Below are 23,319 nucleotides of genomic sequence, written 5' to 3'. Positions count from 1 at the left end.
CCCCGGCCCGGGCAGGCCCGGCCAGGCGCGCGTCGGTCAGGGCGGGTCCCGGTCAGGCGCGCGCCGTGGGGCGCCCGAGCAGGGCTCGGATCGGGTGCCACAGCTCGACCACCAGGTCGTCGCGACCGGGCAGGTCCCGGCCCGTCAGGACCGTACTGCCGAGGGCCGGGACGTCGGGGGCCGGGACGTCGGGGGCCGTGCGCCATATGAGGCCGTCGGGGTGGTGCAGCACCGCGGTGATCTCGTCGGGGCTCGGCGGGGCCGCGTTGCCTCTCAGGTAGACGGCCCGCAGGCCCAGGTTGCGCAGCCTGGTCAGGGCGCGCGCCCTGTTGCCCGCGTGCACGAGGACGCGCACGGAGCCGGCGGAGCCGGCGGCGGGGCTGGGCAGGTTCAGTGCCACCACCACGGTGCCGTTCGGCAGCTTGCTGAAGCCTCCTGCGGCCATGGAATTCATACCCCCGTCGGGCCAGGTGTCAATAAGGACGTCACAGGACGCACCTAAACACGGATCGGCGGCAACCCGCCAGTGGGGTTGCCGCCGATCAGGGTTTGACCTGGTAAGAGGCGGTTTACCTCCTTGCGGGGCTTACCTCGAGGTGGATCGTCGAGCCGCTCCTGGCCTCCTTGACGATCTTGATCTTCGTGTTGGTGTCAGTGATCTTGACGCCACCGGCCGGGTTCGTCTCGTCGTAGTAGGTGTGGGCCCGGTCGTTGAAGACCGACACCCCCTTCGACGAGGGGATCCTGGTCTCGACGTCGTTCTTGTGGAGCGTGAGGCCGTCGGTGCGGTACTTGCTGAAGGTCGAGTCGTACGTCTGGATGCGGTTGCGCATCAGCGTGCCGTCGGACCACTTCAGCGCGGCCGGGTGGGCGTCGACCGGCAGGACCAGGCCGGTGCCCGGGTGCTGGCTGGTGTTGTTGTCCGCCTGGGAGGTGTCCCACTTCCAGATCAACAGGCCGTTCTGGTACGGGAAGTGCTCCACCCAGTCCGGGCGGCTGTTCGCGAAGCCGAAGTTGTACGGGCCGCTCTTGAGGGTCGTGTCGTACGAGACGTACTGACGGTTCTCGGCGATGTAGTACTGCGCGTAGTCGTTGGTGAACGACGCGCCGATGCGGGAGAAGCCGTTCGCCGTCCACGCGTCGTCCGCGGTCTCGGCGTTGTCCGTGAACAGCGGGGTGCCGTCCGCGGTCACCGAGATCCGGTCGGCCGCGAAGCCCTTCATCGCCAGGCCGCCGTCGGTCTGGTAGCGGAAGCGCAGGTCGATCTTCTGGCCGGCGTAGGCGTCCAGCGGGTACGCCAGCGGCTTGTAGCCGTCGACCGTGCCGGACAGGGCCGGCTTGTCGCTGCCGTCGCGCGAGATCGGCTGCCCGTCCACCGTGCCGTCCAGGGCGGTCCAGTTGGCGCCGCCGTCGGTGGAGGCCTCGGCGTAGAGGAAGTCGTACTCGGCCTCGATCTCGTACCAGCCGTCGAGGGTCAGCTCGGCGCTCGAGGCACCGGTGAGGTCCACGGAGCGGGTCAGCGTGTTCCGCAGGTCGTCACCGCTGCCGCTCCACCACTGCGTCTCGCCCTCGGCGGGGACCACGACCTCGGTGGTGACCGCCTTCTCGGGCAGCTCGACCACGAGGGCCTGCTTGTCCTTGGTGTTGTACTCGGCGTAGCCCAGCTTGTGCCGGGACTTCGTCGCGGCCTTGGCCGTGTCGTAGTCCAGCCAGCCCAGCTGGAGCTTGTCCCAGGCGGTCATGTCGCCGGGCAGGTCACCGATCTCGCCCTCGCCCCGGCCGAGCCAGGAACCGGAGGACATCAGGGTCCAGAAGCCGGTGGAGTTCTCGCCGCCGGCGGTGTCGTAGTGGTCCGGCAGACCGAGGTCGTGGCCGTACTCGTGGGCGTAGACGCCGAGTCCGCCGTTCTCCGGCTGGATGGTGTAGTCGCCGACCCAGATGCCGGTGTCGCCGACGGGGGCGCCGCCGAGCTTGTTCCGGTCGGGGCCGGTGGCGCCGGCGTCGCTGCCGAAGGCGTACCAGCGGTGGGCCCAGATCGCGTCCTCGCCCTGGGCCCCGCCGCCGGCGGACTCGTCCTCACCGGCGTGCACGATCTGGAAGTGGTCGATGTAGCCGTCGGACTCGTTGAAGTCGCCGTCGCCGTCGAAGTCGTAGCGGTCCCACTCGTCGAACTCGGCGACCTGGGTCCTGATCTCGGCGTCGGTGGCGCCGGCCGCCCTCTGGTCGGCGACCCAGGCGTTCAGGCCGTCGCTGACGACGTTCCACACGCTCGAGCAGGTGCTGGCGCCGCAGGCGTTGTTGCCGTAACGGGCCTCGTTGTAGGGGACCTTGACCCAGTCGGAGACCTGGCCCTCGACCGAGTAGCGGCCCGAGGACTGCTTCTCGAAGTACGTCTTGACCGACTCGACGCCCTTGCCGGTGCCGAAGTACAGGTCCTCGAAGTGCTTCTGGTCGTAGTCCGCCTGCCACGCGGTGGAGTTGTCCGTGCTGCGGTCCGGCTCGGCGATCCGGTTGTGCAGCGGGCCGGGGGTGCCGCCGTAGCGGCTGTCTGTCTCGTCGCCGAACTCGACCAGGATCGTGAAGATCTTGTCGGTCTTCTCGCGGCCGAGCTCGACGTACTTGCCGGTGCCGTTCCTGCCTTTGCCCTTGAGCTCGACGACCTTCGAACCGTCCCGGTCCTTGACCGAGGAGTCGCCGGATATGACCTGCTGCAGCGCCTCCTGGCGCTGGGCGTCCTGCGTCTTGGAGAGCGGGCCCTCGAGGTCGTGCTCGACGTGGTGGTGCTCCGCCGGGTCCTGCCGGTCCACACTGGCCGGCCGGTCGGCCCCGGCGGCCGTGTCGGCCTGGGCCACGGTGAACGCAGAGCAGGTGGCGGTGACCGCCGCGAGTGCCACGCCTGTCGCGGCCGCTCTGAACGTCCAGGATCTACTGGTCACTTGAGATCTCCTCTGGCGTGCGTGCGCGCGACGGTGGGGTCCGGGTGACGGATGACCGCGCACACGTAATCAACGCGTGTAGCCAAGTGACCACATTTGACTAAAGGTTCAGCAGAAAAAACAGACCTTGACTTGAACAGTTCAACTGCATTATGCGGAGACGGGGTTCGTTTTTCGGACACGGAGGGTCCGCCGCCGGACACGGGAGGCCCGTTTCGCCGTCGGGATGACTCCGTGCGCCCCCTGTGCACCGACCCTGTGGGTCAGGTCACGCTTACTGTGCGTTCCGCTCGGGCACCCTCGCGGTGAGAGTCGCTTGGCGGCACACCATTGAGCCGGTGGCACGCCAGGACGACAGCCCCCGACTCACGAGGACACGATGGCCATGCCCCGTCCGACTGTCGCTCAGTTCGCCTACGGTTCGTGCACCGTGGTCTTCTCCGCCTTCGCCCTGCTGCTGTTGTCGCGGACGAGTTCGGGCGGGGGCATCGCGCTCGTCGTGGTCGCGGCGCTCACCCTCGGACTGCTGGTGGCCATGACGGTGCCTCAGCCGAAGTCCCGCCCCGCCCCGGTGCGGCGGTCGGTGCCGCGGGAGCCGGTCCGGGCGGCCCTGCCGTCACCGGCCGCCGTGCCGGCGGCCCGGGAGACCGTGCGGCAGGCCGTCCGCCAGCGGACGGCCTCCTGACACCGGCCGGTCGCGGGCTTCCCTCACCGAGGCCCGCCGGCCGGTCCCACGTCACCCGGTGCTGACCACGACCGTCTTGGCGGCCTTGTCGTGCAGGCCCTGCTTGTAGGGCCTGTCGAAGAAGCTCCAGCCACCCGCGATCACGGTCCACACGCAGGCACAGCAGAACGCGAAGGGCACCCACAGCACGAGGGCGCGGATCAGCGACGTCTGTACGGAGGGCGTCGAGCCGTTGGACAGGTCGGCCACCCGCAGCTTCAGCCACTTCTTGCCGAGGGTCTGCCCGGAGCGGGACGTCATGAAGGTGTCGTAGCCGATGTAGAGGACCGCGGCGACCAGGGACTGGGTGAAGGACTTGCCCACGTCGACCTCGGCGCCGGCCATGCTGTACTCGCTCACGCCGAACGGCCAGGTGAACAGCCAGACGACGAGACCCACCAGGATCATGTCGATGATGCGGGCGAGGGTGCGTCTGCCGCTGTCGGCGAGCGGCGGCATCCCGGCGAGGGGGTCGCCGGGGCCGGGGCCGTACGGGCTGCCACCGCCGCCCCCGCTCCCGTACGGGCCGCCGCCGTAGGGGTCGCCGCCCTGCTGCGGCGGGGGCCGGCTGCCGGGTGGCGGGTGCTTCTTGAACGGGTCGTCGTCCGGCGGCTGCTGACCGGAGCCGGGGGGCGGTTCGGTGCTCATGGCCCGAGTCGACCGCGAACCCCCCGGCCGCGCATCCGGCGAGCCGCCGTCCGGAGTACCGGCGCCGCGGCCACCGGCGAGGCCGGTCCGCAGGGGTGGTTCCCGTGTGGTTCCCCGCGTGACTCCCCTTGTGCTTCCCCGGGGTTCCGGCCTGGTCAGCCCGCCACGAACGTGTGCGCGGCCTTGTCGTGCCAGCACTGCCGCCACGGCTTGTCGAACAGGCACCACAGGACGCCCACCACACCGACGACGAGCACTCCGGGAACGCTGTAGACCAGCCAGCGGCGCAGGGCCGCCCCGAACCCGGGCACGTCGTGCCCCTCGATGTCCCGCACCTCGAGACCCAGCAGCTTCTTCCCCAGGGTGCGGCCCCACTTGGCGGTGGGCAGCACCTCGTAGAGGATGCCGCCGAGGAGCAGGACGGCGAGGACGACACCCAGGTAGACCGACGTGGTGCCGTCGAGCAGCCACACCGTGACGGTCTCGCCGGACAGCCTGGCCGCGTCGATCTTCTCGTCGATGTGGTCCGCCGCCGCGATGCCCAGCGGTACGGCGGCCAGGGCGGTGACACCGCCGAGGACCACGGTGTCCAGCAGCCGCGCGACCAGCCGCTTGCCGAGCGTCGCGGGGCGGGCCGAGGCCTGACGCCTGGCGGCGGCCTGGAAGACGTCCTCGACCGGCGGCTTCCACGGCGCGACCGGCGGCTCCTCCCCGTCCCCGAGCCGGTGCGCCTGCTGCGCCCAGGACGACTGACCGCCGCCGTGACCGCTCGTCAGGGGCCCGGGGACGGCAGCGGGGGTCGCGGTGGGGGCGGGCCCGGTCGCGGGTACCGGTGCCGGTGCGGTGGCCTGTGACGGGACGGCCGGGGCCGGGGAGGCCTGCTGCGGCCCGGACGCCGGTGCCGAGGCCGGGCTCCCGCTGCCCGCCTGCCCGGAGGCGGTACCCGCGGCACGGGCGGCGGCCTTCCCCGCTCCGAAACCGGGCCGCCCGAGGGAGGCGGCGCCGGAGCCCCGGCGCGGGCCGACGGCACGGAAGGTCATGGTCCCCTCGTCCGCGGTCGCACCGTCGGAAGGCGCGGCGGTGGCGGAGGCCGCGCCGGAGCCGCCGTCCGCGCTCCGCGACGTGGCCGCCGGCGGACGGAACACGAACGTGTTGCCCGCGGGCGCCGCCCCGGCATCCGCACCGCCCGTGCCCGTACCCGCGCCCGCGGACTCGCCGCCCGCCGGGCCGGACGCGTGCGCCGTTCTCGGGTCCGCGCCCCAGGAGATCCGGCGGTCCTGGTCACCACCGAAGCCGGACTGGCGGGAGCGGTCGGCGCCCCACGCCGAGGCGGGCTCGGGCCGGCTGCCGTGCTGCGAGTCGGCCGGCGAGGGGGACGGGGAGAAGGGAGAGGACGGAGACGGGGAGAGGGAAGCCGAAGGGGAAGAAGACGCTGCTGACTGTGACGGCGACGGTTCGTCGACCGGGTCCTCGTCGAAGAAGTGCGGGCCGGTCTCCTCGACGGTGGGCACCGCCGGGGCGGAACCGGGGGACACGGCACCGGCGGACGCCGACGGTGCGAGCGGTGCACCGCTGCCCTCCGGGGCCGGACGGCTGGTGCCCGGTACCCAGGAGGCACCGTTCCAGTACCGGACGTATCCGGGAATGGACGGGTCCGGGTAGAAGCCTTCGCGCGGCGTGTCGTCGCCGGGGGCCGGGGTTGGGGCGCTCATGTCCGTCGTCCCGTATCTGCTCGCGGGTGGGTCGGGGAACCACATTTATCAGACGGGCGCGGGCATCTGGGCCCGTCCGGCCGGACCCACCCCTTTCGGGCACCGATGTGCTACCACGAAAAAACTTTCGCGCACCCGCGTAACGCTCCCGGTCCTTCCACCTCTCCACCTGTGGCGGCCCCTCACGGGCACGCGTACGAGAGTTCACGAGAGAGAGGACCTGTGCCATGAACATCGTGGTGGAGCGCGAAGTGGAACTGCGGCTCATCCTGTCCCCGGAGCGGGACATCCCGGTGCCGGCCCTGTTCGGCTACCGCACCGACGACCCCTACGCCGTGCACCTCACCTTCCACATCGACTCCGGGCAGCCGGTGCACTGGGCGTTCGCCCGCGAACTGCTGGTCGAGGGCGTGTTCCGGCCCTGCGGGCACGGCGACGTGCGGGTGTGGCCGTCGAAGGCGCAGGGGCGCGGCGTCGTCCTGGTGGCGCTGAGCTCGCCCGAGGGGGACGGCCTGCTGGAGGCACCGGCGGCACAGGTGTCCTCGTGGCTGGAGCAGACGCTGCGGGTGGTGCCGCCGGGCAGCGAGGGCGAGCAGCTCGGTCTCGACGACGAGCTGGCCGCGCTGCTCGCCCCGTGACGGTGCGGAGTACAGGGGGGGACGGGGGGGACGGGCGGGTCAGCGGGTCAGCGGGTCAGCGGGTCAGCGGGTCAGCGGGTCAGCGGGTCAGCGGGTCAGCGGGTCAGCGGGTCAGCGGGTCAGCGGGTCAGCGGGTCAGAAGAGCTTGCCCGGGTTCAGGAGGTTCAGCGGGTCGAAGACCTGTTTGACGGCCCGCTGCATCTCCATGCCCACGGGGCCGATCTCGCGGGCCAGCCATTCCTTCTTCAGGAAGCCGACACCGTGTTCGCCGGTGATGGTGCCGCCGAGTTCCAGGCCGAGTGCCATGATCTCGTCGAAGGACTCACGGGCGCGGCGCGACTCGTCGGGGTCCCGGACGTCGAAGCAGACGGTCGGGTGGGTGTTGCCGTCCCCCGCGTGGGCGACGACGCCGATGGTGAGCCGGTACTTCTCGGAGATCCGCTCGACACCGTCGACGAGTTCGCCGAGCCGGGAGCGGGGCACGCACACGTCGTCGATCATCGTGGTGCCCTTGACCGCCTCCAGGGCGACCAGGGACAGGCGCCGGGCGTGGAGCAGCAGTTCGGACTCGGCGGCGTCCTCGGCCGGTACGACCCGGGTGGCGCCGGCCGCTTCGCACAGCGCGCCGAGGGCAGCGAGGTCGGCGGCGGGGTCGGCGGTGTCGAACGCGGCGAGCAGCAGGGCCTCGGTGCTCTCCGGCAGTCCCATCCGGGCCATGTCGTTGACGGCCTTGACCGTCGTACGGTCCATGAGCTCGAGGAGTGAGGGGACGTGTCCGCCGGTCATGATGCGGCACACGGCGTCGCAGGCGGCGGCGCCGGAGGCGAACTCGGCGGCCAGCACCAGCTGCTCGGGCGGCCGGGGCCGCAGGGCGAGGGTCGCGCGCACGACGACGCCGAGGGAGCCCTCGGAGCCGACGAACAGACGGGTCAGGTCGTATCCGGCGACGCCCTTGGCGGTGCGGCGGCCGGTGGACATCAGGCGGCCGTCGGCGAGGACCACGTCGAGGCCGAGCACGTACTCGGCGGTGACGCCGTACTTCACGCAGCACAGTCCGCCGGAGGCGGTGCCGATGTTGCCCCCGATGGTGCACGTCTCCCAGCTGGAGGGGTCGGGCGGGTAGCAGAGGCCGTGTTCGCCGACGGCGCGGGAGAGGGTGGCGTTGACGACGCCGGGTTCGACGACGGCGACCCGGTCGACGGGGTTGATCTCCAGGATGGCGTCCATCCTGGTCAGGGAGAGCACGATGCATCCGTCGGTCGCGTTGGCGGCGCCGGACAGGCCGGTGCGGGCGCCCTGCGGGACCACGGGGACGCGCAGGGCGGTGGCGGTGCGCAGGACGTGCTGCACCTGTTCGACCGTGCGGGGCAGGACGACCACCGCCGGGGTGCCGGCCGGGCAGAAGCTCGCCATGTCGTTGGCGTAGGAGGCCGTGACGTCGGGGTCGGTGAGGACCGCCTCGGGGGGCAGTCCGTCGAGCAGCCGGTCGACGAGAGGGCCGGCCGCCACCGCGTCTTCATCGCGTCGCGCTTCGATACGGCTCACGATCACAGCGTGACAGCCGGGGCCATCGGTGTGAACCCCACGTACGTCACCCGGACGTACGGCGTGGTGGGCCGGGGTGTGGTTCGTCGTATCGGCGGATGGTATGACGCACAGTGGGCGCCATGGACGACAAGCCACAGAGGGCCGGGGGCGGAAGACTGCGGGGGACCGGGGGCGGGGACGGGACCCGCGGGCGGGTGGGGCACGGGCGCCGGGTGCGGTTCGGTTCGGCGGCCGCCGGGTGTGCCGTGCTCGGCGGGGTGCTGGTGCTGCTGCCGTGGGGGCAGCGGGCGGAGGGGCCGCCCGGGCCGGCCCCCGGGGCGCGGGCGCAGGCGGCGGTGGCCGGCGGGGTGCCGGCGTCGCTGCCCGATCTGGAGGTGCTGGTCGAGGAGCGGGAACGGCTGCTGAAGGAGCGTCCGAAGGACGCGCGGTCCTGGGCGCTGCTCGGGGCGGCCCGGGTGGAGCAGGGCCGGCGGCTGGCGGACCCCGCGCGGTACTCGCGGGCCGAGCGGGCGCTGCGCACCTCGCTGAAGGTCAGGCCGCGGGGCAACGCCGAGGCGCTGCGCGGGCTGGCGGTGCTGGCGAACGCGCGCGGTGACCATCCCACCGCCCTCGAATGGGGCGAGCGGGCGCTGAAGCTGGAGCCGAAGCGGTGGACGACGTATCCCCCGCTGATCGAGGCGTACGCCGGGCTCGGCGACGGCGAGGCGGCGGGCAGGATGCTGGACCGGCTGAAGGCGTTGCGGTCGGGCCCGGTCGTGATGGCGCGGGCGGCGGCCGTGTACCGGGACAAGGGCTGGCGGGAGGACGCGGCGGCCCAGCTCGCCGACGCCGTCGCGGCGGCGGGGGAACCGGCCGAGCGGGCGTCGTACCTGGAGCGGGCCGGGCAGCTGGCCTGGGAGCGCGGCGACCGGGAGGACGCCCTGCGGTACTTCCGGGAGGCGGTGCGGGTCGATCCGGACCAGCGGGCGGCGCAGGCGGGACAGGGCAGGGCGCTGGCCGCGCTCGGCCGGAAGGCGGAGGCGCTGAGCGCCTACCGGGAGGCACTGGCCCGGCAGCCGCTGCCGGAGTACGCGCTGGAACTGGGCGAGCTGTACGAGTCCCTGGGGCTGCGGCAGGCCGCCCGGGCCCCCTACGACCTGCTGCGCTCACAGGTGCGGAAGGCCGCCGCGCACGGGGCGGACGGGAACCTGGTCCTCGGCCGGTTCGAGGCGGACCACGGGGATCCCCGGGCCGCGGTGCGGCTGCTGCGGACGGAGTGGGAGCGGCAGCCGTCGACGGCGGTGGCCGACGCGCTGGGCTGGGCGCTGCACCGGTCGGGGCGGTCCGAGGAGGCGCTGGAGTTCGCGGTGCGGGCCACGGAGGGGGCGCACGGCGGCGGGGTGCGCAGCGCACTGCACGCCTTCCACCGGGGCATGATCGAGCGCGAGCTGGAGCGGTACGGGGCCGCGCGGCGGCATCTGCGGGAGGCCCTGAGCATCAACCCGTATTTCTCCCCGCTCCGGGTGCCCGAGGCGCGGGCGGCACTGGAACGGCTGGGCGAGCCACCGGTCGGGGACGGGCCGCCGGACTGGTCGTGAGGAGAACCGGCGGGGGCCGGACACGGAGTGATACTCGCCTGTGTCCGGCCCCCGCCCCCCGTTACCGGTCACCCGGTCACCCGGTCACAGGTTGCCGCGGCGTTCCTGCTCCCGCTCGATGGCCTCGAAGAGGGCCTTGAAGTTGCCCTTGCCGAAGCCCATGGAGCCGTGTCGCTCGATGATCTCGAAGAACACGGTCGGCCGGTCCTGGACCGGCTTGGTGAAGATCTGCAGCAGGTAGCCGTCCTCGTCCCGGTCGGCGAGGATCTTCAGCTCGCGCAGGGTGTCGAGCGGCACCCGGGTGTCGCCGGCCCACTCGCCGAGGGTGTCGTAGTACGAGTCCGGGGTGTCCAGGAACCGCACACCGGCCGCACGCATCTGGCGGACCGTGTGCACGATGTCGTTGGTGTTGAGCGCGATGTGCTGGACGCCGGCGCCGCCGTAGAACTCCAGGTACTCGTCGATCTGGGACTTCTTTTTGGCGACGGCGGGCTCGTTGATCGGGAACTTGACCTTGAGCGTGCCGTCGGCGACCACCTTCGACATGAGCGCGCTGTACTCGGTGGCGATGTCGTCGCCCACGAACTCCTTCATGTTCGTGAAGCCCATGACCTTGTTGTAGAACGCGACCCACTCGTTCATCCGGCCGAGTTCGACGTTGCCGACGCAGTGGTCGACGGCCTGGAAGGAGCGCCGGGCGGGCGGTTCGACGATCGGCTCGGCGGCGACGAAGCCGGGCTGGTAGGGGCCGTCGTAGCCGGTGCGCTCGACGAGGGTGTGCCGGGTGCTGCCGTAGGTGGCGATCGCGGCGAGGACGACGGTGCCGTGCTCGTCCTTCAGCTCGTACGGCTCGGCGAGCGGGCGGGCGCCGTGCTCGACGGCGTAGGCGAACGCGGCGCGCGCGTCCGGGACCTCGATGGCGAGGTCGACGACGCCGTCGCCGTGCGCGGCCACGTGGTCGGCGAGGAAGGTGCCCCACTCGGTGGACGGTTTGATCACCGAGGTGAACACGAAGCGGGCGGAGCCGCTCTCCAGGACGTAGCTCGCGGTCTCGCGGCTGCCGTTCTCCGGTCCGGAGTAGGCGACCAGCGTCATGCCGAAGGCGGTGGAGTAGTAGTGCGCCGCCTGCTTGGCGTTGCCCACGGCGAAGACGACCGCGTCCATTCCCTTGACCGGGAAGGGATCGGCCTGCCGGGCGGTCGTGTCGGGAGTGTGGTGTGTGGTCTGCGTCATAGGTGCAGGGTGGGACAGCTCTGCAAGGTGCGCAATAGTTCGCGTCTTCACTGGGCATTCTGTCCAGTGGGATGCCGGGATCGGCGGACTGTCCGTACAGGATGACCAGGCGACCGGGCGAGCCGGCGACCAGGAGGGGAGGCCGGCGTGGCGATCGATCGGCTGGACGGCCGGATCATCCTGCTCCTCGCGCGGGAGCCGCGGATCGGGGTGCTGGAGATGTCCCGGCGGCTCGGGGTGGCGCGGGGGACGGTGCAGGCGCGGCTGGACCGGCTTCAGTCGAACGGAGTCATCCGCGGATTCGGTCCCCAGGTGGATCCGGCGGCCCTCGGCTACCCGGTCACGGCGTTCGCGACACTGGAGATCCGGCAGGGCCAAGGAGCCGATGTCCGGGTGCACTTGGCGACCGTGCCGGAGGTCCTGGAACTGCACACCACGACCGGCAGCGGGGACATGCTGTGCCGGCTCGTGGCCCGCTCCAACGCCGATCTCCAGCGGGTGATCGACCGTGTCGTCGGTTTTGATGGCATCGTCCGGGCCGCCACGGCGATCGTGATGGAGAACCCCGTTCCGCTGCGGATCATCCCGCTGGTGGAGCAGGCCGCCCTCCTCGAACCGCCGGGCGGGGACCCGGACGGACCGGACTGACCGGACGGGCACGGCCGAGCTGGGGTGAGGGGACGTGGACTTCTGGGAGTACCTGGGCAACCGCCACCAGCAGCTGCTCGTCGACACGTACCAGCACGCGAGCGTGGTCTTCCAGTGCATGGTGGCGGCGACCGTGATCGGGGTGCTGATCGGGGTGGCGACGTACCGCAGCGACTGGGCGGGCAACCTGGCCACGACCGCCACCTCGACCCTGCTGACCATCCCGTCGCTGGCGATGATCGGTCTGCTGATCCCGGTCGTGGGGCTCGGGGTGGCGCCGACGGTGATCGCGCTGACGCTGTACGGGCTGCTGCCGATCGTGCGGAACGCGATCGTCGGGCTGCGCGGGGTCGACCCCGCGCTGGTGGACGCGGCCACCGGCATCGGCATGTCCCGCACGGCCCGGCTGGCGCGGGTGGAGCTGCCGCTGGCCTGGCCGCCGATCCTCACCGGCATCCGGGTCTCCACGCAGATGCTGATGGGCATCGCCGCCATCGCCGCGTACGCCTCCGGTCCCGGTCTGGGCAACCTGATCTTCCGCGGGATCGCCTCGCTGGGCAGCAGCAACGCGCTCAACCAGGTGCTCGCGGGCACCCTCCTGATCATCATCCTCGCGCTGCTGTTCGACGCCGGGTACGTCCTGATCGGGCGGCTGACCATCTCCAGGGGGATCCGTGCCTGAGCCACCGGCTCCGAGGGCGCCCGGCGCACCCGGGGCACCCGGCGGCGGGGCCGGCGAACCCACCGGAACCACCGGCGCGACCATCGAGCTGGAGGCCCTCACCAAGCGGTATCCGGGCAGCCCGCAGCCGGCCGTCGACAACGTCACCCTGGAGATCCGGGCGGGCGAGACCGTCGTCCTCGTCGGCCCGTCCGGCTGCGGGAAGTCGACCACGCTGAAGATGATCAACCGGCTGATCGAGCCGAGCGGCGGCCGCATCCGCATCGGCGGCGAGGACGTCACCGACATGGACCCGGTGAGACTGCGCCGCAAGGTCGGGTACGCGATCCAGTCCAGCGGGCTGTTCCCGCACATGACGGTGGCCCAGAACATCGCGCTGGTGCCGAGGATGCTGCGCTGGCCGGCGGCCCGGGTGCGGGCGCGGGTGGAGGAGATGCTGGACCTGGTCGGCCTGGACCCGGGCGAGTTCCACGACCGCTATCCGCGCCGCCTCTCCGGCGGGCAGCAGCAGCGGGTGGGCGTGGCGCGGGCGCTGGCGGCGGATCCGCCGGTACTGCTGATGGACGAGCCGTTCGGGGCGGTGGACCCCATCACCCGCGACCATCTCCAGGACGAGCTGATCCGGCTGCAGCACGAGTTGCACAAGACGATCGTCTTCGTCACCCACGACTTCGACGAGGCGATCAAGCTGGGCGACCGGATCGCGGTGCTGCGGGAACGCTCGCACATCGCCCAGTTCGACACCCCGGAGGCGATCCTGACCAACCCGGCGGACGACTTCGTGTCCGGCTTCGTCGGCGCCGGGGCCGCGCTGAAGCGGCTGAACCTCACCCGCGTGGGGGACGTGGAGATCACCGACTACCCGACGGTGACCGTCGACGACCCGCTCCAGGAGATCTTCAACCTGCTCCGCTCCAGCGGCTCCAACGAGATCCTGCTGCTCGACCGGCGGCGGCGCCCCTACAAGTGGCTCCGGCGCGGCGACCTGATGCGGGCCAAGGGCTCGCTGGCCCGCGCGGGCACCCTGGTGCACGACACGGTGACCCGGGACGCGACCCTGCGGGACGCGCTGGAGGCGGTGCTGACCGACAGCTCCGGCCGGGTGGCGGTCACCGGCGGGCGCGGCGCGTACGAGGGCGTCGTCGACGTGGAGACGCTGATGAACTCCGTCCACGAACTGCTGGAGGCCGACCGGCTGGAGGCGATGGAGGCCCAGCACGAACTGGAGGGGCGGCGGGCCGTGAGGACGCACGCCGAGCAGGAGGGCGCCGGCGGGGAGGCGGACGCGTGAGCGCCTCTTCACGGCGGCCGCCCGGCGGGCGCCGGCCCCCGGGCGGGCACGAGGCCGCGGGACTCTCCTTCCGGGACGGGACCGGGAACCAGGACGCGGACGAGGGCCGGGACGGGGACGGCGGCGGGGACGGGACGACGGGACGTCCGGCCGGGTCCGCGGCGGCGGACGCCTCCCGGGTGACGTGGCAGAAGCTGACGGTCCTGCCCGTGGTGCTGGTCGTCGTCCTGTGCGCGACCTGGCTGTGGTTCACGCAGGCCGACCTGGACGCGCTGTCCCGGAACGCGCTCTCCGGCGGGCGGGTGACCAAGGCGCTTGGGCAGCACATCGAACTGACCGTGATCTCGACGTTCTTCGTGCTGGTCATCGCGATCCCGCTGGGCATCCTGCTGACCCGGCCGGCGCTGCGCAGGGCGGCCCCGGCCGTGATGGCGTTCGCCAACACGGGCCAGGCGACGCCCGCGATCGGTCTGCTCGCGCTGCTGGTGATCTGGCTGGGCATCGGCCGCCGTGCCGCCCTCATCGGGATCATCGCCTACGCCGTGCTGCCGGTGCTCTCCAACACCATCGCGGGTCTGCGGGCCAACGACCCGACGCTGCTGGAGGCGGCGCGCGGCATCGGCATGTCCCCGCTGGGCGTGCTGACCCGTGTGGAACTGCCCCTGGCCGTCCCGCTGATCCTCGCCGGGGTGCGTACGGCCCTCGTCCTGAACGTCGGCACCGCCACCCTGGCGGCCTTCGGCGGGGGCGGCGGTCTGGGCGTCCTGATCACCACCGGGATCACCAGCCAGCGGATGCCGGTGCTGATGCTGGGCTCGGTCCTCACCGTCTCCCTGGCCCTGCTGGTGGACTGGCTGGCCTCGCTGGCCGAACTGCTGCTGCGGCCGCGGGGGCTGGAGGCCGGCGGATGAGGCGGCGCGGGTGTCCGCTGCTCGCCGGTGTGCTGCTGGCCGGTGTGCTGCTGGCGGGGGTCTCCTCCTGCGGGCTGACCAGCGGCTCCCCCATGGTCGACGACGTGGAGCCGGGCTCGATCGGGCGGGGGAAACCGCTCGAGGGCGCGACCCTCACCGTCACGTCGAAGGAGTTCACCGAGCAGCTGATCCTGGGCGCGATCATGGGCATCGCCTTCCAGGCGGCCGGCGCCGAGGTCGTCGACCGCACCGGCATCCAGGGCTCGGTCGGCTCCCGGGAGGCGGTCGTGAACGGGGACGCGGACGCCGGGTACGAGTACACCGGCACGGCGTGGATCACCTACCAGGGCAACAGCAGGCCCCTCCCCGACCCGCGCGAGCAGTGGGAGGCGGTGCGCGAGGCCGACCGGAGGAACGGGGTGACCTGGCTGGAGCCGTCGGAGCTGAACAACACCTACGCCCTGGCCGTGAACCAGGCCGGCTTCAGGAAGTACGGCACGCGGACGCTGTCGGACGTGGCCGCGCTGGCGACGTCCGATCCGGCGGCGGTGACCCTGTGCGTGGAGGGCGAGTTCGCCAACCGGGCGGACGGGCTGCCGGGCATGGAGAAGGCGTACGGCATGAACATCGCCGCGGGGAACGTCACCCAGATGGACACCGGGATCATCTACACCCAGACGGCCGAGGGCACCTGTACGTACGGCGAGGTCTTCACCACCGACGGACGGATCAAGTCCATGGACCTGGAGGTGATGGAGGACGACAGGAGGTTCTTCCCCCACTACAACGCGGCGCCGACGGTCAACACCGACACCCTGGAGGAGTGGCCGGCGATCCCCGAGGTCCTCGACCCGGTCACGGCGAGGCTGGACAACGAGGTGGCGCGGACCCTGAACGCCAGGGTGGACGTGGACGGCGAGGACCCCCACCAGGTGGCGCTGGACTGGATGCTGGACGAGGGGTTCGTCGAGGAGGGGTAGGCCCGGCCGGGCAGGCGGGCCGCGTCAGCAGCTCGGGACCCCGCCCGCGTCCTTCTCCAGGGCGACGAGGGCGTCGACGGTGGCCTCGAGGGTGGTGACCGGGATCAGGCGCAGGCCGTCGGGGAGTTCGGCCTGCGCGTCGGCGCACTCGGCCTCGGGCACCAGGAAGACGGTGGCGCCGTCCCGCCGGGCGGCCTGTGTCTTCAGCGGCACGCCGCCCACGGCGCCGACCCTGCCCCCGGCGTCGATCGTGCCCGTACCGGCGATGGTCCGGCCGCCGGTGAGGTCGCCGCCGTTCAGCTTGTCGACGATGCCGAGGGAGAAGAGCAGACCGGCGCTGGGGCCGCCGACGTCGGCGAGCTCCAGGTCGACCTCGACGTCCTCGCCGTCCAGGTCCAGGTAGTCCAGCGCGGCCAGGGTCGCCTCGTCCTGGGACTTGCGCATCTGGTCCTCGTTGTACTGCTCGATCTCCTCGACGTCGTTCCCGCTGGGGTAGACCGAGTCGCGGGGCATGACGGCCCGGTCGGTGCCGAACCAGGCGTCGAGGACGTCCGGGAGGCTCACCCGGGTGTCGGGGGAGGTCGCCTCGATCGTCGTCATCCGCAGCTGACCGGTGGTCCCGCGGGTCGGCGCGCCGGAGATGGTGATGACCGGCGTGCCCCGGTCCTCGCCGAGCACGTCGGCCGTCAGCCCCGGCTGTGCCACCGAGAACGGCAGCGGCGCGAACACCGCCGTGGCCAGCAGGGCGACGACGGGAACGGCGCAGACGGCGAGGGCCCGGGGGCGCGTGAGGCGAGAGAGCACGGGATCAATCTAACGTGGCGCCCCGCGCCCGCCCCGGCCGCCCGCCCCGGGCCCCCGCACCAGGCCTCCGCCCGGGTGTCAGCGCAGTGCGTCCGCGACCTCGCGGGCCGCGTCCATGACCCGCTGGCCGACCCGTTCGGGGACCACGTCGGCCAGCATCACCACACCGACGCTGCCCTCGACGCCGGTGACCCCGAGCAGCGGCGCCGCCGCTCCGCAGGCGCCGGCCTCCAGTTCTCCGTGGGTGAGGGTGTATCCGGGGTCGTGGGGCCGTTGCAGGCGGGCCGAGATGATCGCCTTGCCGGCGGCACCCCGCTCCAGCGGATGCCGGAACCCGGCCCGGTAGGCCACGTGGTAGTCCGTCCACGACGGTTCCACCACGGCGACGGCCAGCGCTTCGGCCCCGTCCACCAGGGTCAGGTGCGCGGTCGCGCCGATGTCCTCCGCCAGCGACCGCAGGGCCGGCATCGCGGCCTCGCGTACGAGCGGATGCACCTGGCGGCCCAGCCGCAGCACGCCGAGCCCGACCCGGGCCCGTCCGCCGAGGTCACGGCGGATCAGCGCGTGCTGTTCCAGTGTGGCGAGCAACCGGTACACAACGGTCCGGTTCACGCCCAGTCTGTGGGACAGCTCGGTGACGGTCAGACCGTGGTCCGTGTCGGCCAGCAGCTTGAGGACCCGCAGTCCCCGGTCGAGCGTCTGGGAGGTCTCCGCGGTCACGACGCCCACTCCTTCGTGGTCAGGTCGGCGGCCCTCTCACGGCGTATGCGTCACCGAGTCCCGTCGGTGACGCGCTTCAGAGGCCGCCGATCGGCCGGCGGCCCGGCTGTGTCCCGGGCGCAGTCGCTTCACGGCTGCGCTCCGCGGCGGCGCTGCCACGGGGCGTGTGCGTAGCGGGACAGTAGCGAGCCGGTTCGGTCAGCGGAAGGCCGCGTCCAGAATCCGGGCACCGACGATCACGAAGTGGCACCTTTCGTCCCGCTATGCGCGGAGGGTGAAGGGAACTCACCGCATGCGGGTCGCCCACTCCTGCACCTTGGCGATCCGCTGGCGCAGCTGCCCCGGCGTGGCCTCGGCGGCGGGCGGTCCGCCGCAGACGCGGCGCAGCTCGGTGTGGATGACGCCGTGCGGTTTGCCGCTCTGGTGGACGTAGGCGCCGACCATGTTGTTGAGCTGGCGGCGCAGTTCCATCATCTCCTTGTGGGAGACCACGGGGCGCCGCTCGGCGGGCAGTTCGATCAGGTCGGCCTCGGTGTCCGGCTTCTTGCGGCTGTGCGCGATCTGCCGGGCCTGCCGCTTCTGCAGCAGCAGTTCCACCTGGTCGGGTTCGAGGAGCCCGGGGATGCCCAGGTAGTCCTGCTCCTCCTCGCTGCCGGGGTGGGCCTGCATGCCGAAGTCGGCGCCGTTGTAGGTGACCCGGTCGAAGACGGCGTCGGACTCCAGCGCCTCGAAGGGCAGCATCTCCTCGCCGGTGTCCTCGTCCTGCTCCCGGTTCGCCTCGTCCATCTCCTTCTCGGACTCGGCGTACGGGTCCTCCTCGCCCTCCTTCTTCGGCTTGTCCAGGACGTGGTCGCGCTCGCGCTCCATCTCGTTCGCGAAGCCCAGCAGGTCCGGGACGGTCGGCAGGAACACGGAGGCGGTCTCGCCGCGCCGCCGCGACCGGACGAAACGGCCGACGGCCTGGGCGAAGAACAGCGGGGTGGAGATGGTGGTCGCGTACACGCCCACGGCGAGGCGCGGTACGTCGACGCCCTCGGACACCATGCGGACGGCGACCATCCACCGGTCGTCGCTGCCGCTGAAGTCGTCGATCCGCTTCGAGGCGCCGGTGTCGTCGGACAGGACGACGGTGGCCTTGCTGCCGGTGATCTCGCGGATCAGCTTGGCGTAGGAGCGGGCGGAGTCCTGGTCGGCGGCGATGACGAGGGCACCGGCGTCCGGGACGGACTTCCTGACCTCGGTCAGCCGCTGGTCCGCGGCGCGCAGCACGGACGGCATCCACTCGCCGCGCGGGTCGAGGGCGGTGCGCCAGGCCTGGCTGATCGCGTCCTTGGTCATGGGCTCGCCGAGACGGGCCGCGACCTCGTCGCCGGCCTTGGTGCGCCAGCGCATGTTGCCGCTGTAGGAGAGGAAGATGACGGGACGCACGACGCCGTCGGCGAGCGCGGAACCGTACCCGTAGGTGTAGTCGGCGGCCGACCGGCGGATGCCGTCGTCGCCCTCCTCGTACGTCACGAACGGGATGGGGTTGGTGTCGGACCGGAAGGGCGTACCGGTGAGCGCGAGCCTGCGGGTGGCCGGCTCGAACGCCTCCAGGCAGGCCTCGCCCCAGGACTTGCTGTCACCGGCGTGGTGGATCTCGTCGAGGATGACGAGGGTCTTGCGCTGCTCGGCGCGGTTGCGGTGCAGCATGGGACGCACGCCGACACCGGCGTAGGTGACGGCGACGCCGTCGTAGTCCTTGCCGACCGGGCCGGCGCTGTACTCGGGGTCCAGCTTGATCCCGATCCGCGCGGCGGCCTCGGCCCACTGCTTCTTCAGGTGCTCGGTGGGCGCGACGACGGTCACCTGCTGCACGACGTGGTGGTGCAGCAGCCAGGAGGCCAGCGTCAGCGCGAAGGTCGTCTTGCCGGCGCCGGGGGTGGCGACCGCCAGGAAGTCGCGGGGCTGCGTCTGTAGGTACCTCTCCATCGCCCCCTGCTGCCAGGCGCGCAGCTTCCCGGCGGTGCCCCAGGGGGCACGGCCGGGGAAGGCCGGGGACAGGTGGTGCGAGGCAGAAGCGGCGGTGGTAGTCACGGTCTCCGCTGGGGGACGGGGGCGGGTTCGGGCAGCTCGGCCGCACCGGGCACCCGGCCGCACGAGGCAGCCGGCCACACCCGGCAGTCGGCGTACGGCAACCGGGCCACCCTATCCGCGCCCCGGTCCGGACAACGCCCGGACCGGGCTGGGGCACTCGGGGGTGGGACCGACGTCACAGCCTCCGCAACCGCTCCGCGATACTTCCCACGTCCGTCTCCACCCCTGAGGCCACCTCGATGACCAGCGCATACGCCGTGTCCTGATCGACGGCGGCGAGATCGACGCCGTTGAGGGCGAGGAAGGTCGCGGCGGCCAGCCAGGCGGTGCGCTTGTTCCCGTCGACGAGGGGGTGGTTGGTGGCGACGGCGTGGAGGAGGGCGGCTGCCTGTTCGTACAGGCCCGGGTAAGCGGCCGTACCGAACATCCGGGCGCGGGGGCGGTGCACGGCCGAGGCCAGCAGTCCGGGCTCCCGTGTCTCGGGCGGACGGCCGCCGAAGGCGACCTCCGCGAGGACGGTGACCTCGTCGACGGTGAGGTGCCTCGCCGCTCCCCGCGGAGCGGCCGACTTCCGGTGCGTGGTCACTCGCCCAGCCTCCGCAGCAGGTCGGCGTGCTCGCGCGCGAGGCGCTCGCCGACGGCGCGCACCGTCAGGCGCTCGTCACGCAGGTGCCCGCACACGGCCTCCTCGACCACGGCTTCGGGCGTGCGGCCCTGCGCGTCGGCGAGATCCTGGAGCGCGTGCAGGCGTGCGGGGTCGAGCTGAAGGAAGAAATCGGACATGGCCGCAGACTACTGTTCGTGATCATCCCGATGCGACCGGTTTACGGCTCTCGCTCCCGCAGCCGCGTCGCCACCCACACCCCCGCCAGGGCCACCGCCGCCATCGGCAGGAACACCGCGGCGAAGGCGGCCGGGTGGGAGCCGGAGGCCTGGGTGGCCCCGTGGGTGACCGTGCCGCCGCCGAGGGCGGCGAAGGCGGCGCCGCCGACGGCCAGCAGGAGGACGTTGGAGAGGCCGTCGGACATCTGGAGGGCGGCCGAGTTGGTGCCCGCCTCCTCGGGGGCGGAGAGCTGGAGCAGGAGCACGCTGGTGGAGGAGATCACCAGGCCCATCCCGAGGCAGCCGAACGCCCAGGCGACGGCCAGGGCCCAGACGGGGACCGCCTCGATCAGCACGCTCGGGGCCGCCGCGATGGCGCCGGCCACCAGGGCCATCCCCAGGGTCGTCAGCCGCTCCCGGTGGGGCTGGAGGCGGGGCCGGGACTGGAGCCAGGAGCCCAGCGCCCAGGTGACGCCGCCCGCCGCCAGGGAGAGCCCGGCGAGGGTGGGGCTGAGGCCGCGCTGGGTGACCAGCATCAGCGGGACGAAGGACTCGGCGGCGATGAAGGAGCCCGCGGCGACGCCGCGCAGCAGCACCACCGAGGGCAGGCCGCGCGCCGCGCGGTGGGTGCCGCGCGGGAGCAGGCCCAGCACCGCGGGCACCAGCAGGGCGACACCCGCCGCGCCGGGCAGCAGGGAGAGCCAGCGCAGGTCCTGGGCGGCGTACTGGAGCAGCCCGGCGCCGAAGGAGATCGCGAGGGCGAGGCGGATGCGGCGGCCGCCGGAGGAGGCCGGTGCGCCGGTGCCGTCACCCGTCGGGCCGGACGCCAGGCGGCGTATCTGCGGGAGGGCGAGGGCGAGGGGGAGCGCGACGAGGACCGGGATGCCGAGGAACACCCACCGCCAGCCGAGGTGTTCGGTCACCGCTCCGGAGGCGAGGGGGCCCACGATCGAGGGCACCACCCAGCTCGCCGCGAACGCGGCCATGATCGCCGGACGCAGCCGCTGCGGATAGGCCCGGCTCACGACGACGTACAGCGCGACGATCACCATGCCGCCGCCGAGGCCCTGCACGGCCCGGCCCAGGATGAACGGCCACATCGCGCCCGCCGTCCCGCCCAGCAGGAGTCCGGCGGCGAAGGCGGCGATGCCCGTGGTCAGCGGTGCGAGCGGTCCGCTCCGGTCCGACCACTGGCCGGCGAGGACCATCGCGAACAGGCTGGTGGTGAAGTACGCCGAGAACGCGAACGCGTACAGCGACACCCCGTCCAGTTCGCGCGCCGCGACCGGCATGGCCGTGCCCACCGCCGTCGCCTCGAAGGCGATCAGCAGCACCACGGAGACGATGCCGATGCTCAGCGCCCGGTAGGGGCCGCTCAGCACACCCTCGCCGCCCTCACCGCCGGGGACGACGGCGAGGGCGGGCGGGGTGGCGGGTCCGGGCGGGGCGGTGGCTTCGGGCGGGGTGGTGGGCCCGGGTGGGACGTCGGAGGTCTTGGCGACAGTGGTGTCGCGCGGGTTCGGGGCGGCCATGGGCGTCAGAGTAAGGGCCACAGATCACTTTGACGCCTGTCGGGGGTCGGACCGGCACCGGGACCTTGGTCCTACTCCCCGGCCACTCGTCCCGGCCCCCGGTACGGGCGGGGTGTTCCCGGAGCGCGCTCTCAGAGCACCCCGCCCGCCTTGTCCTGGAACAGCTCCGTCCAGTAGTGCCAGTCGGCGTCGGTCGTGGTGCCCGTCGGGTCGACGGCGGACAGGACCTGGATCATCGTCATGGCCAGCTGGTCGTACGCCTCGCTGGTCAGCGCGTGGCCCGACTCCTCGTCGACGGCGTGCTCGCGGTGCAGCAGCCAGAGGGTGAAGGCGAGGGTCGAGACGTCCGTGTTCAGCGGGTACAGGGCCGAGTCCGGCTCACTCCAGTCCAGGACCGCGCCGGTGGCGCCGTCGACGACCAGGCTGTGGCCCTCGACCAGACGGCCGAGGCGGATCAGCCGGTCGGCATGGGCGGGCAGGCGGTCGGCCCGGAACGCGCCGGGGGCGTCGTCGCTGTCCTCGTCGTAGTACTCGGCGAGGGTCCGCAACGGCAGATCGGTGTCCAGCCGGAACAGGAAGCCGTCCTCGGGCAGGCCCGTCTCGCACAGGAAGCGGCGGGTCGGCTCGTGCGTCAGCGTCGCGGGGAAGTCGACCTCCTCGAAGCGGCCCACGCCCCGTCGGCCGAACTCCCGGTCGAGCAGGCGGACCGGAAGGTCGAGGGCGAGCCCCGAGGCCGTGCCCGGTCCGGCCACCAGGGCCAGCGGGCGGATCAGCGCGGCCATCCGCCACAGCGACGCCGGCGCGCCGTCCGCGCCCTCCTCGAACACCGCGAGCAGCTGCCGCGAGGCCCGGGCCACCGCCTCGGTGCCCCAGCGGCCCGCGTAGGCGGCGAACTGGCCGCGCAGTCCCGCCAGTTCGTCCGTCGCCGCGGCGAACCGCACCAGGGTCGGCAGCGACGGGGCGAGCGGGCGACGGTCCATCAGGTCGGGGCGGTCGTGGAAGAAGTACGTCGTCGAGACCTCGCCGGTGGCACCGTCCAGCAGGACCGACTCCGTCTCCAGACCTGCGGGACCGAGCAGGTGGCCGACGACCAGCTGGTCCCGCAACTCCGCGGAGAGTCGCTCGCCCGGGTCACCGGTCGAGTCGGCGACCGTGCGCGGGCCGCCGTCGGCGCACAGCTGCGTGAAGCTGAACAGGCCGCTGTCGCAGGGCAGTCCGGGGCCGGTCAGCCAGCGGCGCGTGGACGCGTGCGTGATGAACGGGTCGAGGTCGTCCTCGGTCAGGACGATCGCTCCCGCAGTGGCCGTGGCGTGCGTGGCGTGCATGGCATCCGCGGCCACGGTGTCGGTCGTGCTCATGGCTCCCCCGTGCATACGTGCGCTCAGTCCCGTGTCCCGTGCTTCACCGCTTCGGACGGCACCGCCCCGCCCGGACGGGACGGGCCCCCGGCCCTCCGCACCCGGCAGCCGTCCCCCACCACTCGGAACGCTACGTGCCACCACTGACAACGCCCCCGGACCGGAAGCGGACGGGCGCCCCGGCCGGAACACGGATGCGGGCACCCTCGCCCCACAAGACGCCCGAACACCCCCACGCGTTGCGTGTGCGCGGAAATCGGCGTGAACGTCCTCCCACCATGACACCGGCCCCGGACGCCGGGCACCGGTCACCGGGCGTCGCCGTCGGGCCTCAGTCGCCGGACGCCGGCCGTCGGACCTGACCAGCCGGTCACCACCGCCGCCTGCGGGCGGACCGACAGACGGTCGACCGGGCGGCCGGTGGCCGCGCGGACCGCGGCGGACGCCCGCCACCGGGTGTCGCCGTCGGGCGTCAATCA

At 72.6% G+C, this 23,319-nt stretch carries 21 protein-coding genes; 8 read left to right on the top strand and 13 right to left on the bottom strand.

Features of this window, described 5'->3' with window-relative positions:
* Window positions 1–52: 52 nt before the first annotated feature.
* Window positions 53–445, bottom strand: coding sequence for a hypothetical protein (locus tag TU30_RS23625; protein WP_042173304.1), 393 nt, complete (start codon window positions 443–445; stop codon window positions 53–55).
* 124 nt (window positions 446–569) lie between these two features.
* Window positions 570–2,936: an immune inhibitor A domain-containing protein gene (locus TU30_RS23620; protein ID WP_078878462.1), complete on the bottom strand. Its 2,367-nt coding sequence runs from the start codon at window positions 2,934–2,936 to the stop codon at window positions 570–572.
* Between the two features lie 379 nt (window positions 2,937–3,315).
* On the opposite strand from TU30_RS23620, the gene TU30_RS23615 reads away from it, so the two are divergent.
* Window positions 3,316–3,621: a hypothetical protein gene (locus TU30_RS23615; protein WP_042173301.1), complete on the top strand. Its 306-nt coding sequence runs from the start codon at window positions 3,316–3,318 to the stop codon at window positions 3,619–3,621.
* Window positions 3,622–3,672: 51 nt separating this feature from the next.
* Here TU30_RS23615 and TU30_RS23610 read toward each other — a convergent pair whose 3' ends face one another.
* Window positions 3,673–4,308, bottom strand: a complete 636-nt coding sequence (locus TU30_RS23610; RefSeq protein WP_042173299.1) for an RDD family protein — start codon at window positions 4,306–4,308, stop codon at window positions 3,673–3,675.
* Window positions 4,309–4,463: 155 nt separating this feature from the next.
* Window positions 4,464–6,020, bottom strand: a complete 1,557-nt coding sequence (locus tag TU30_RS23605; RefSeq protein WP_042173298.1) for an RDD family protein — start codon at window positions 6,018–6,020, stop codon at window positions 4,464–4,466.
* A gap of 227 nt (window positions 6,021–6,247) precedes the next feature.
* Between TU30_RS23605 and TU30_RS23600 the strand changes: the two genes are divergently transcribed.
* Entirely contained in the window at window positions 6,248–6,658 is a 411-nt protein-coding gene (locus TU30_RS23600; protein ID WP_042173296.1) for an SsgA family sporulation/cell division regulator, read from the top strand.
* A 135-nt stretch (window positions 6,659–6,793) separates the two neighbouring features.
* On the opposite strand, the gene TU30_RS23595 is transcribed toward TU30_RS23600, so the two are convergent.
* Window positions 6,794–8,209 carry an FAD-binding oxidoreductase gene (locus tag TU30_RS23595; protein ID WP_042173293.1) on the bottom strand — a complete coding sequence of 472 codons (1,416 nt, stop codon included), beginning with the start codon at window positions 8,207–8,209 and terminating at the stop codon, window positions 6,794–6,796.
* Window positions 8,210–8,325: 116 nt separating this feature from the next.
* On the opposite strand from TU30_RS23595, the gene TU30_RS23590 reads away from it, so the two are divergent.
* The gene (locus TU30_RS23590) at window positions 8,326–9,783 is read left to right on the top strand and encodes a lipopolysaccharide assembly protein LapB (protein WP_078878467.1); all 1,458 of its coding nucleotides are present in this window, start codon (window positions 8,326–8,328) and stop codon (window positions 9,781–9,783) included.
* 84 nt (window positions 9,784–9,867) lie between these two features.
* Here TU30_RS23590 and hppD read toward each other — a convergent pair whose 3' ends face one another.
* Entirely contained in the window at window positions 9,868–11,016 is a 1,149-nt protein-coding gene (hppD, locus tag TU30_RS23585; protein ID WP_042173289.1) for a 4-hydroxyphenylpyruvate dioxygenase, read from the bottom strand.
* 147 nt (window positions 11,017–11,163) lie between these two features.
* On the opposite strand from hppD, the gene TU30_RS23580 reads away from it, so the two are divergent.
* From TU30_RS23580 to TU30_RS23560, 5 genes are read left to right on the top strand one after another with little or no spacing between them, the layout of a single operon-like run.
* A complete protein-coding gene (locus TU30_RS23580) occupies window positions 11,164–11,664 on the top strand; it encodes an Lrp/AsnC family transcriptional regulator (protein WP_042173287.1) in 501 nt (166 codons plus the stop codon).
* Between the two features lie 34 nt (window positions 11,665–11,698).
* A complete protein-coding gene (locus TU30_RS23575) occupies window positions 11,699–12,346 on the top strand; it encodes an ABC transporter permease (RefSeq protein ID WP_042173284.1) in 648 nt (215 codons plus the stop codon).
* Complete coding sequence (locus TU30_RS23570; protein WP_042173282.1) at window positions 12,339–13,637, top strand: ABC transporter ATP-binding protein; 1,299 nt, start codon at window positions 12,339–12,341, stop codon at window positions 13,635–13,637. Before TU30_RS23575 ends, TU30_RS23570 begins: the two co-directional genes overlap by 8 nt.
* On the top strand, window positions 13,634–14,548 hold the full coding sequence (locus TU30_RS23565) for an ABC transporter permease (RefSeq protein WP_042173279.1): 915 nt from the start codon (window positions 13,634–13,636) through the stop codon (window positions 14,546–14,548). Before TU30_RS23570 ends, TU30_RS23565 begins: the two co-directional genes overlap by 4 nt.
* Window positions 14,545–15,528 carry a glycine betaine ABC transporter substrate-binding protein gene (locus TU30_RS23560; RefSeq protein ID WP_042173277.1) on the top strand — a complete coding sequence of 328 codons (984 nt, stop codon included), beginning with the start codon at window positions 14,545–14,547 and terminating at the stop codon, window positions 15,526–15,528. The genes TU30_RS23565 and TU30_RS23560 overlap by 4 nt, the downstream gene beginning before the upstream one ends.
* 24 nt (window positions 15,529–15,552) lie before the next feature.
* Here TU30_RS23560 and TU30_RS23555 read toward each other — a convergent pair whose 3' ends face one another.
* The 7 genes from TU30_RS23555 to TU30_RS23525 form a co-directional block, all read right to left on the bottom strand.
* Window positions 15,553–16,332 carry a S16 family serine protease gene (locus tag TU30_RS23555; RefSeq protein ID WP_042173275.1) on the bottom strand — a complete coding sequence of 260 codons (780 nt, stop codon included), beginning with the start codon at window positions 16,330–16,332 and terminating at the stop codon, window positions 15,553–15,555.
* Window positions 16,333–16,410: 78 nt separating this feature from the next.
* Complete coding sequence (locus TU30_RS23550; RefSeq protein WP_042173273.1) at window positions 16,411–17,052, bottom strand: IclR family transcriptional regulator; 642 nt, start codon at window positions 17,050–17,052, stop codon at window positions 16,411–16,413.
* A gap of 285 nt (window positions 17,053–17,337) precedes the next feature.
* Window positions 17,338–19,128 (bottom strand): DEAD/DEAH box helicase, encoded by a 1,791-nt coding sequence (locus tag TU30_RS23545; protein ID WP_042173272.1) that lies wholly within the window; start codon window positions 19,126–19,128, stop codon window positions 17,338–17,340.
* A 175-nt stretch (window positions 19,129–19,303) separates the two neighbouring features.
* Complete coding sequence (locus TU30_RS23540) at window positions 19,304–19,714, bottom strand: type II toxin-antitoxin system death-on-curing family toxin (RefSeq protein ID WP_042173270.1); 411 nt, start codon at window positions 19,712–19,714, stop codon at window positions 19,304–19,306.
* The gene (locus TU30_RS23535) at window positions 19,711–19,911 is read right to left on the bottom strand and encodes a hypothetical protein (RefSeq protein WP_042173268.1); all 201 of its coding nucleotides are present in this window, start codon (window positions 19,909–19,911) and stop codon (window positions 19,711–19,713) included. Before TU30_RS23535 ends, TU30_RS23540 begins: the two co-directional genes overlap by 4 nt.
* Window positions 19,912–19,952: 41 nt before the next feature.
* Window positions 19,953–21,482 carry an MFS transporter gene (locus TU30_RS23530; protein WP_042173266.1) on the bottom strand — a complete coding sequence of 510 codons (1,530 nt, stop codon included), beginning with the start codon at window positions 21,480–21,482 and terminating at the stop codon, window positions 19,953–19,955.
* Window positions 21,483–21,613: 131 nt separating this feature from the next.
* Window positions 21,614–22,840 carry an SUKH-4 family immunity protein gene (locus tag TU30_RS23525; RefSeq protein WP_042173264.1) on the bottom strand — a complete coding sequence of 409 codons (1,227 nt, stop codon included), beginning with the start codon at window positions 22,838–22,840 and terminating at the stop codon, window positions 21,614–21,616.
* Window positions 22,841–23,319 lie beyond the last annotated feature (479 nt).

It is taken from the genome of Streptomyces sp. NBRC 110035 (assembly GCF_000829695.1).
Lineage (GTDB): Bacteria > Actinomycetota > Actinomycetes > Streptomycetales > Streptomycetaceae > Streptomyces.
This window is presented reverse-complemented; position numbering and strand designations above follow the sequence as displayed.

Bases quoted from the DNA above. Each gene is read 5' to 3' on its own strand.
- TU30_RS23610 (WP_042173299.1), bottom strand. From the start codon at position 4,308: ATGAGCACCGAACCGCCCCCCGGCTCCGGTCAGCAGCCGCCGGACGAC.
- TU30_RS23525 (WP_042173264.1), bottom strand. From the start codon at position 22,840: ATGAGCACGACCGACACCGTGGCCGCGGATGCCATGCACGCCACGCAC.
- TU30_RS23530 (WP_042173266.1), bottom strand. From the start codon at position 21,482: ATGGCCGCCCCGAACCCGCGCGACACCACTGTCGCCAAGACCTCCGAC.
- TU30_RS23560 (WP_042173277.1), top strand. From the start codon at position 14,545: ATGAGGCGGCGCGGGTGTCCGCTGCTCGCCGGTGTGCTGCTGGCCGGT.
- TU30_RS23600 (WP_042173296.1), top strand. From the start codon at position 6,248: ATGAACATCGTGGTGGAGCGCGAAGTGGAACTGCGGCTCATCCTGTCC.
- hppD (WP_042173289.1), bottom strand. From the start codon at position 11,016: ATGACGCAGACCACACACCACACTCCCGACACGACCGCCCGGCAGGCC.
- TU30_RS23605 (WP_042173298.1), bottom strand. From the start codon at position 6,020: ATGAGCGCCCCAACCCCGGCCCCCGGCGACGACACGCCGCGCGAAGGC.
- TU30_RS23535 (WP_042173268.1), bottom strand. From the start codon at position 19,911: ATGTCCGATTTCTTCCTTCAGCTCGACCCCGCACGCCTGCACGCGCTC.
- TU30_RS23625 (WP_042173304.1), bottom strand. From the start codon at position 445: ATGGCCGCAGGAGGCTTCAGCAAGCTGCCGAACGGCACCGTGGTGGTG.
- TU30_RS23615 (WP_042173301.1), top strand. From the start codon at position 3,316: ATGGCCATGCCCCGTCCGACTGTCGCTCAGTTCGCCTACGGTTCGTGC.
- TU30_RS23590 (WP_078878467.1), top strand. From the start codon at position 8,326: ATGGACGACAAGCCACAGAGGGCCGGGGGCGGAAGACTGCGGGGGACC.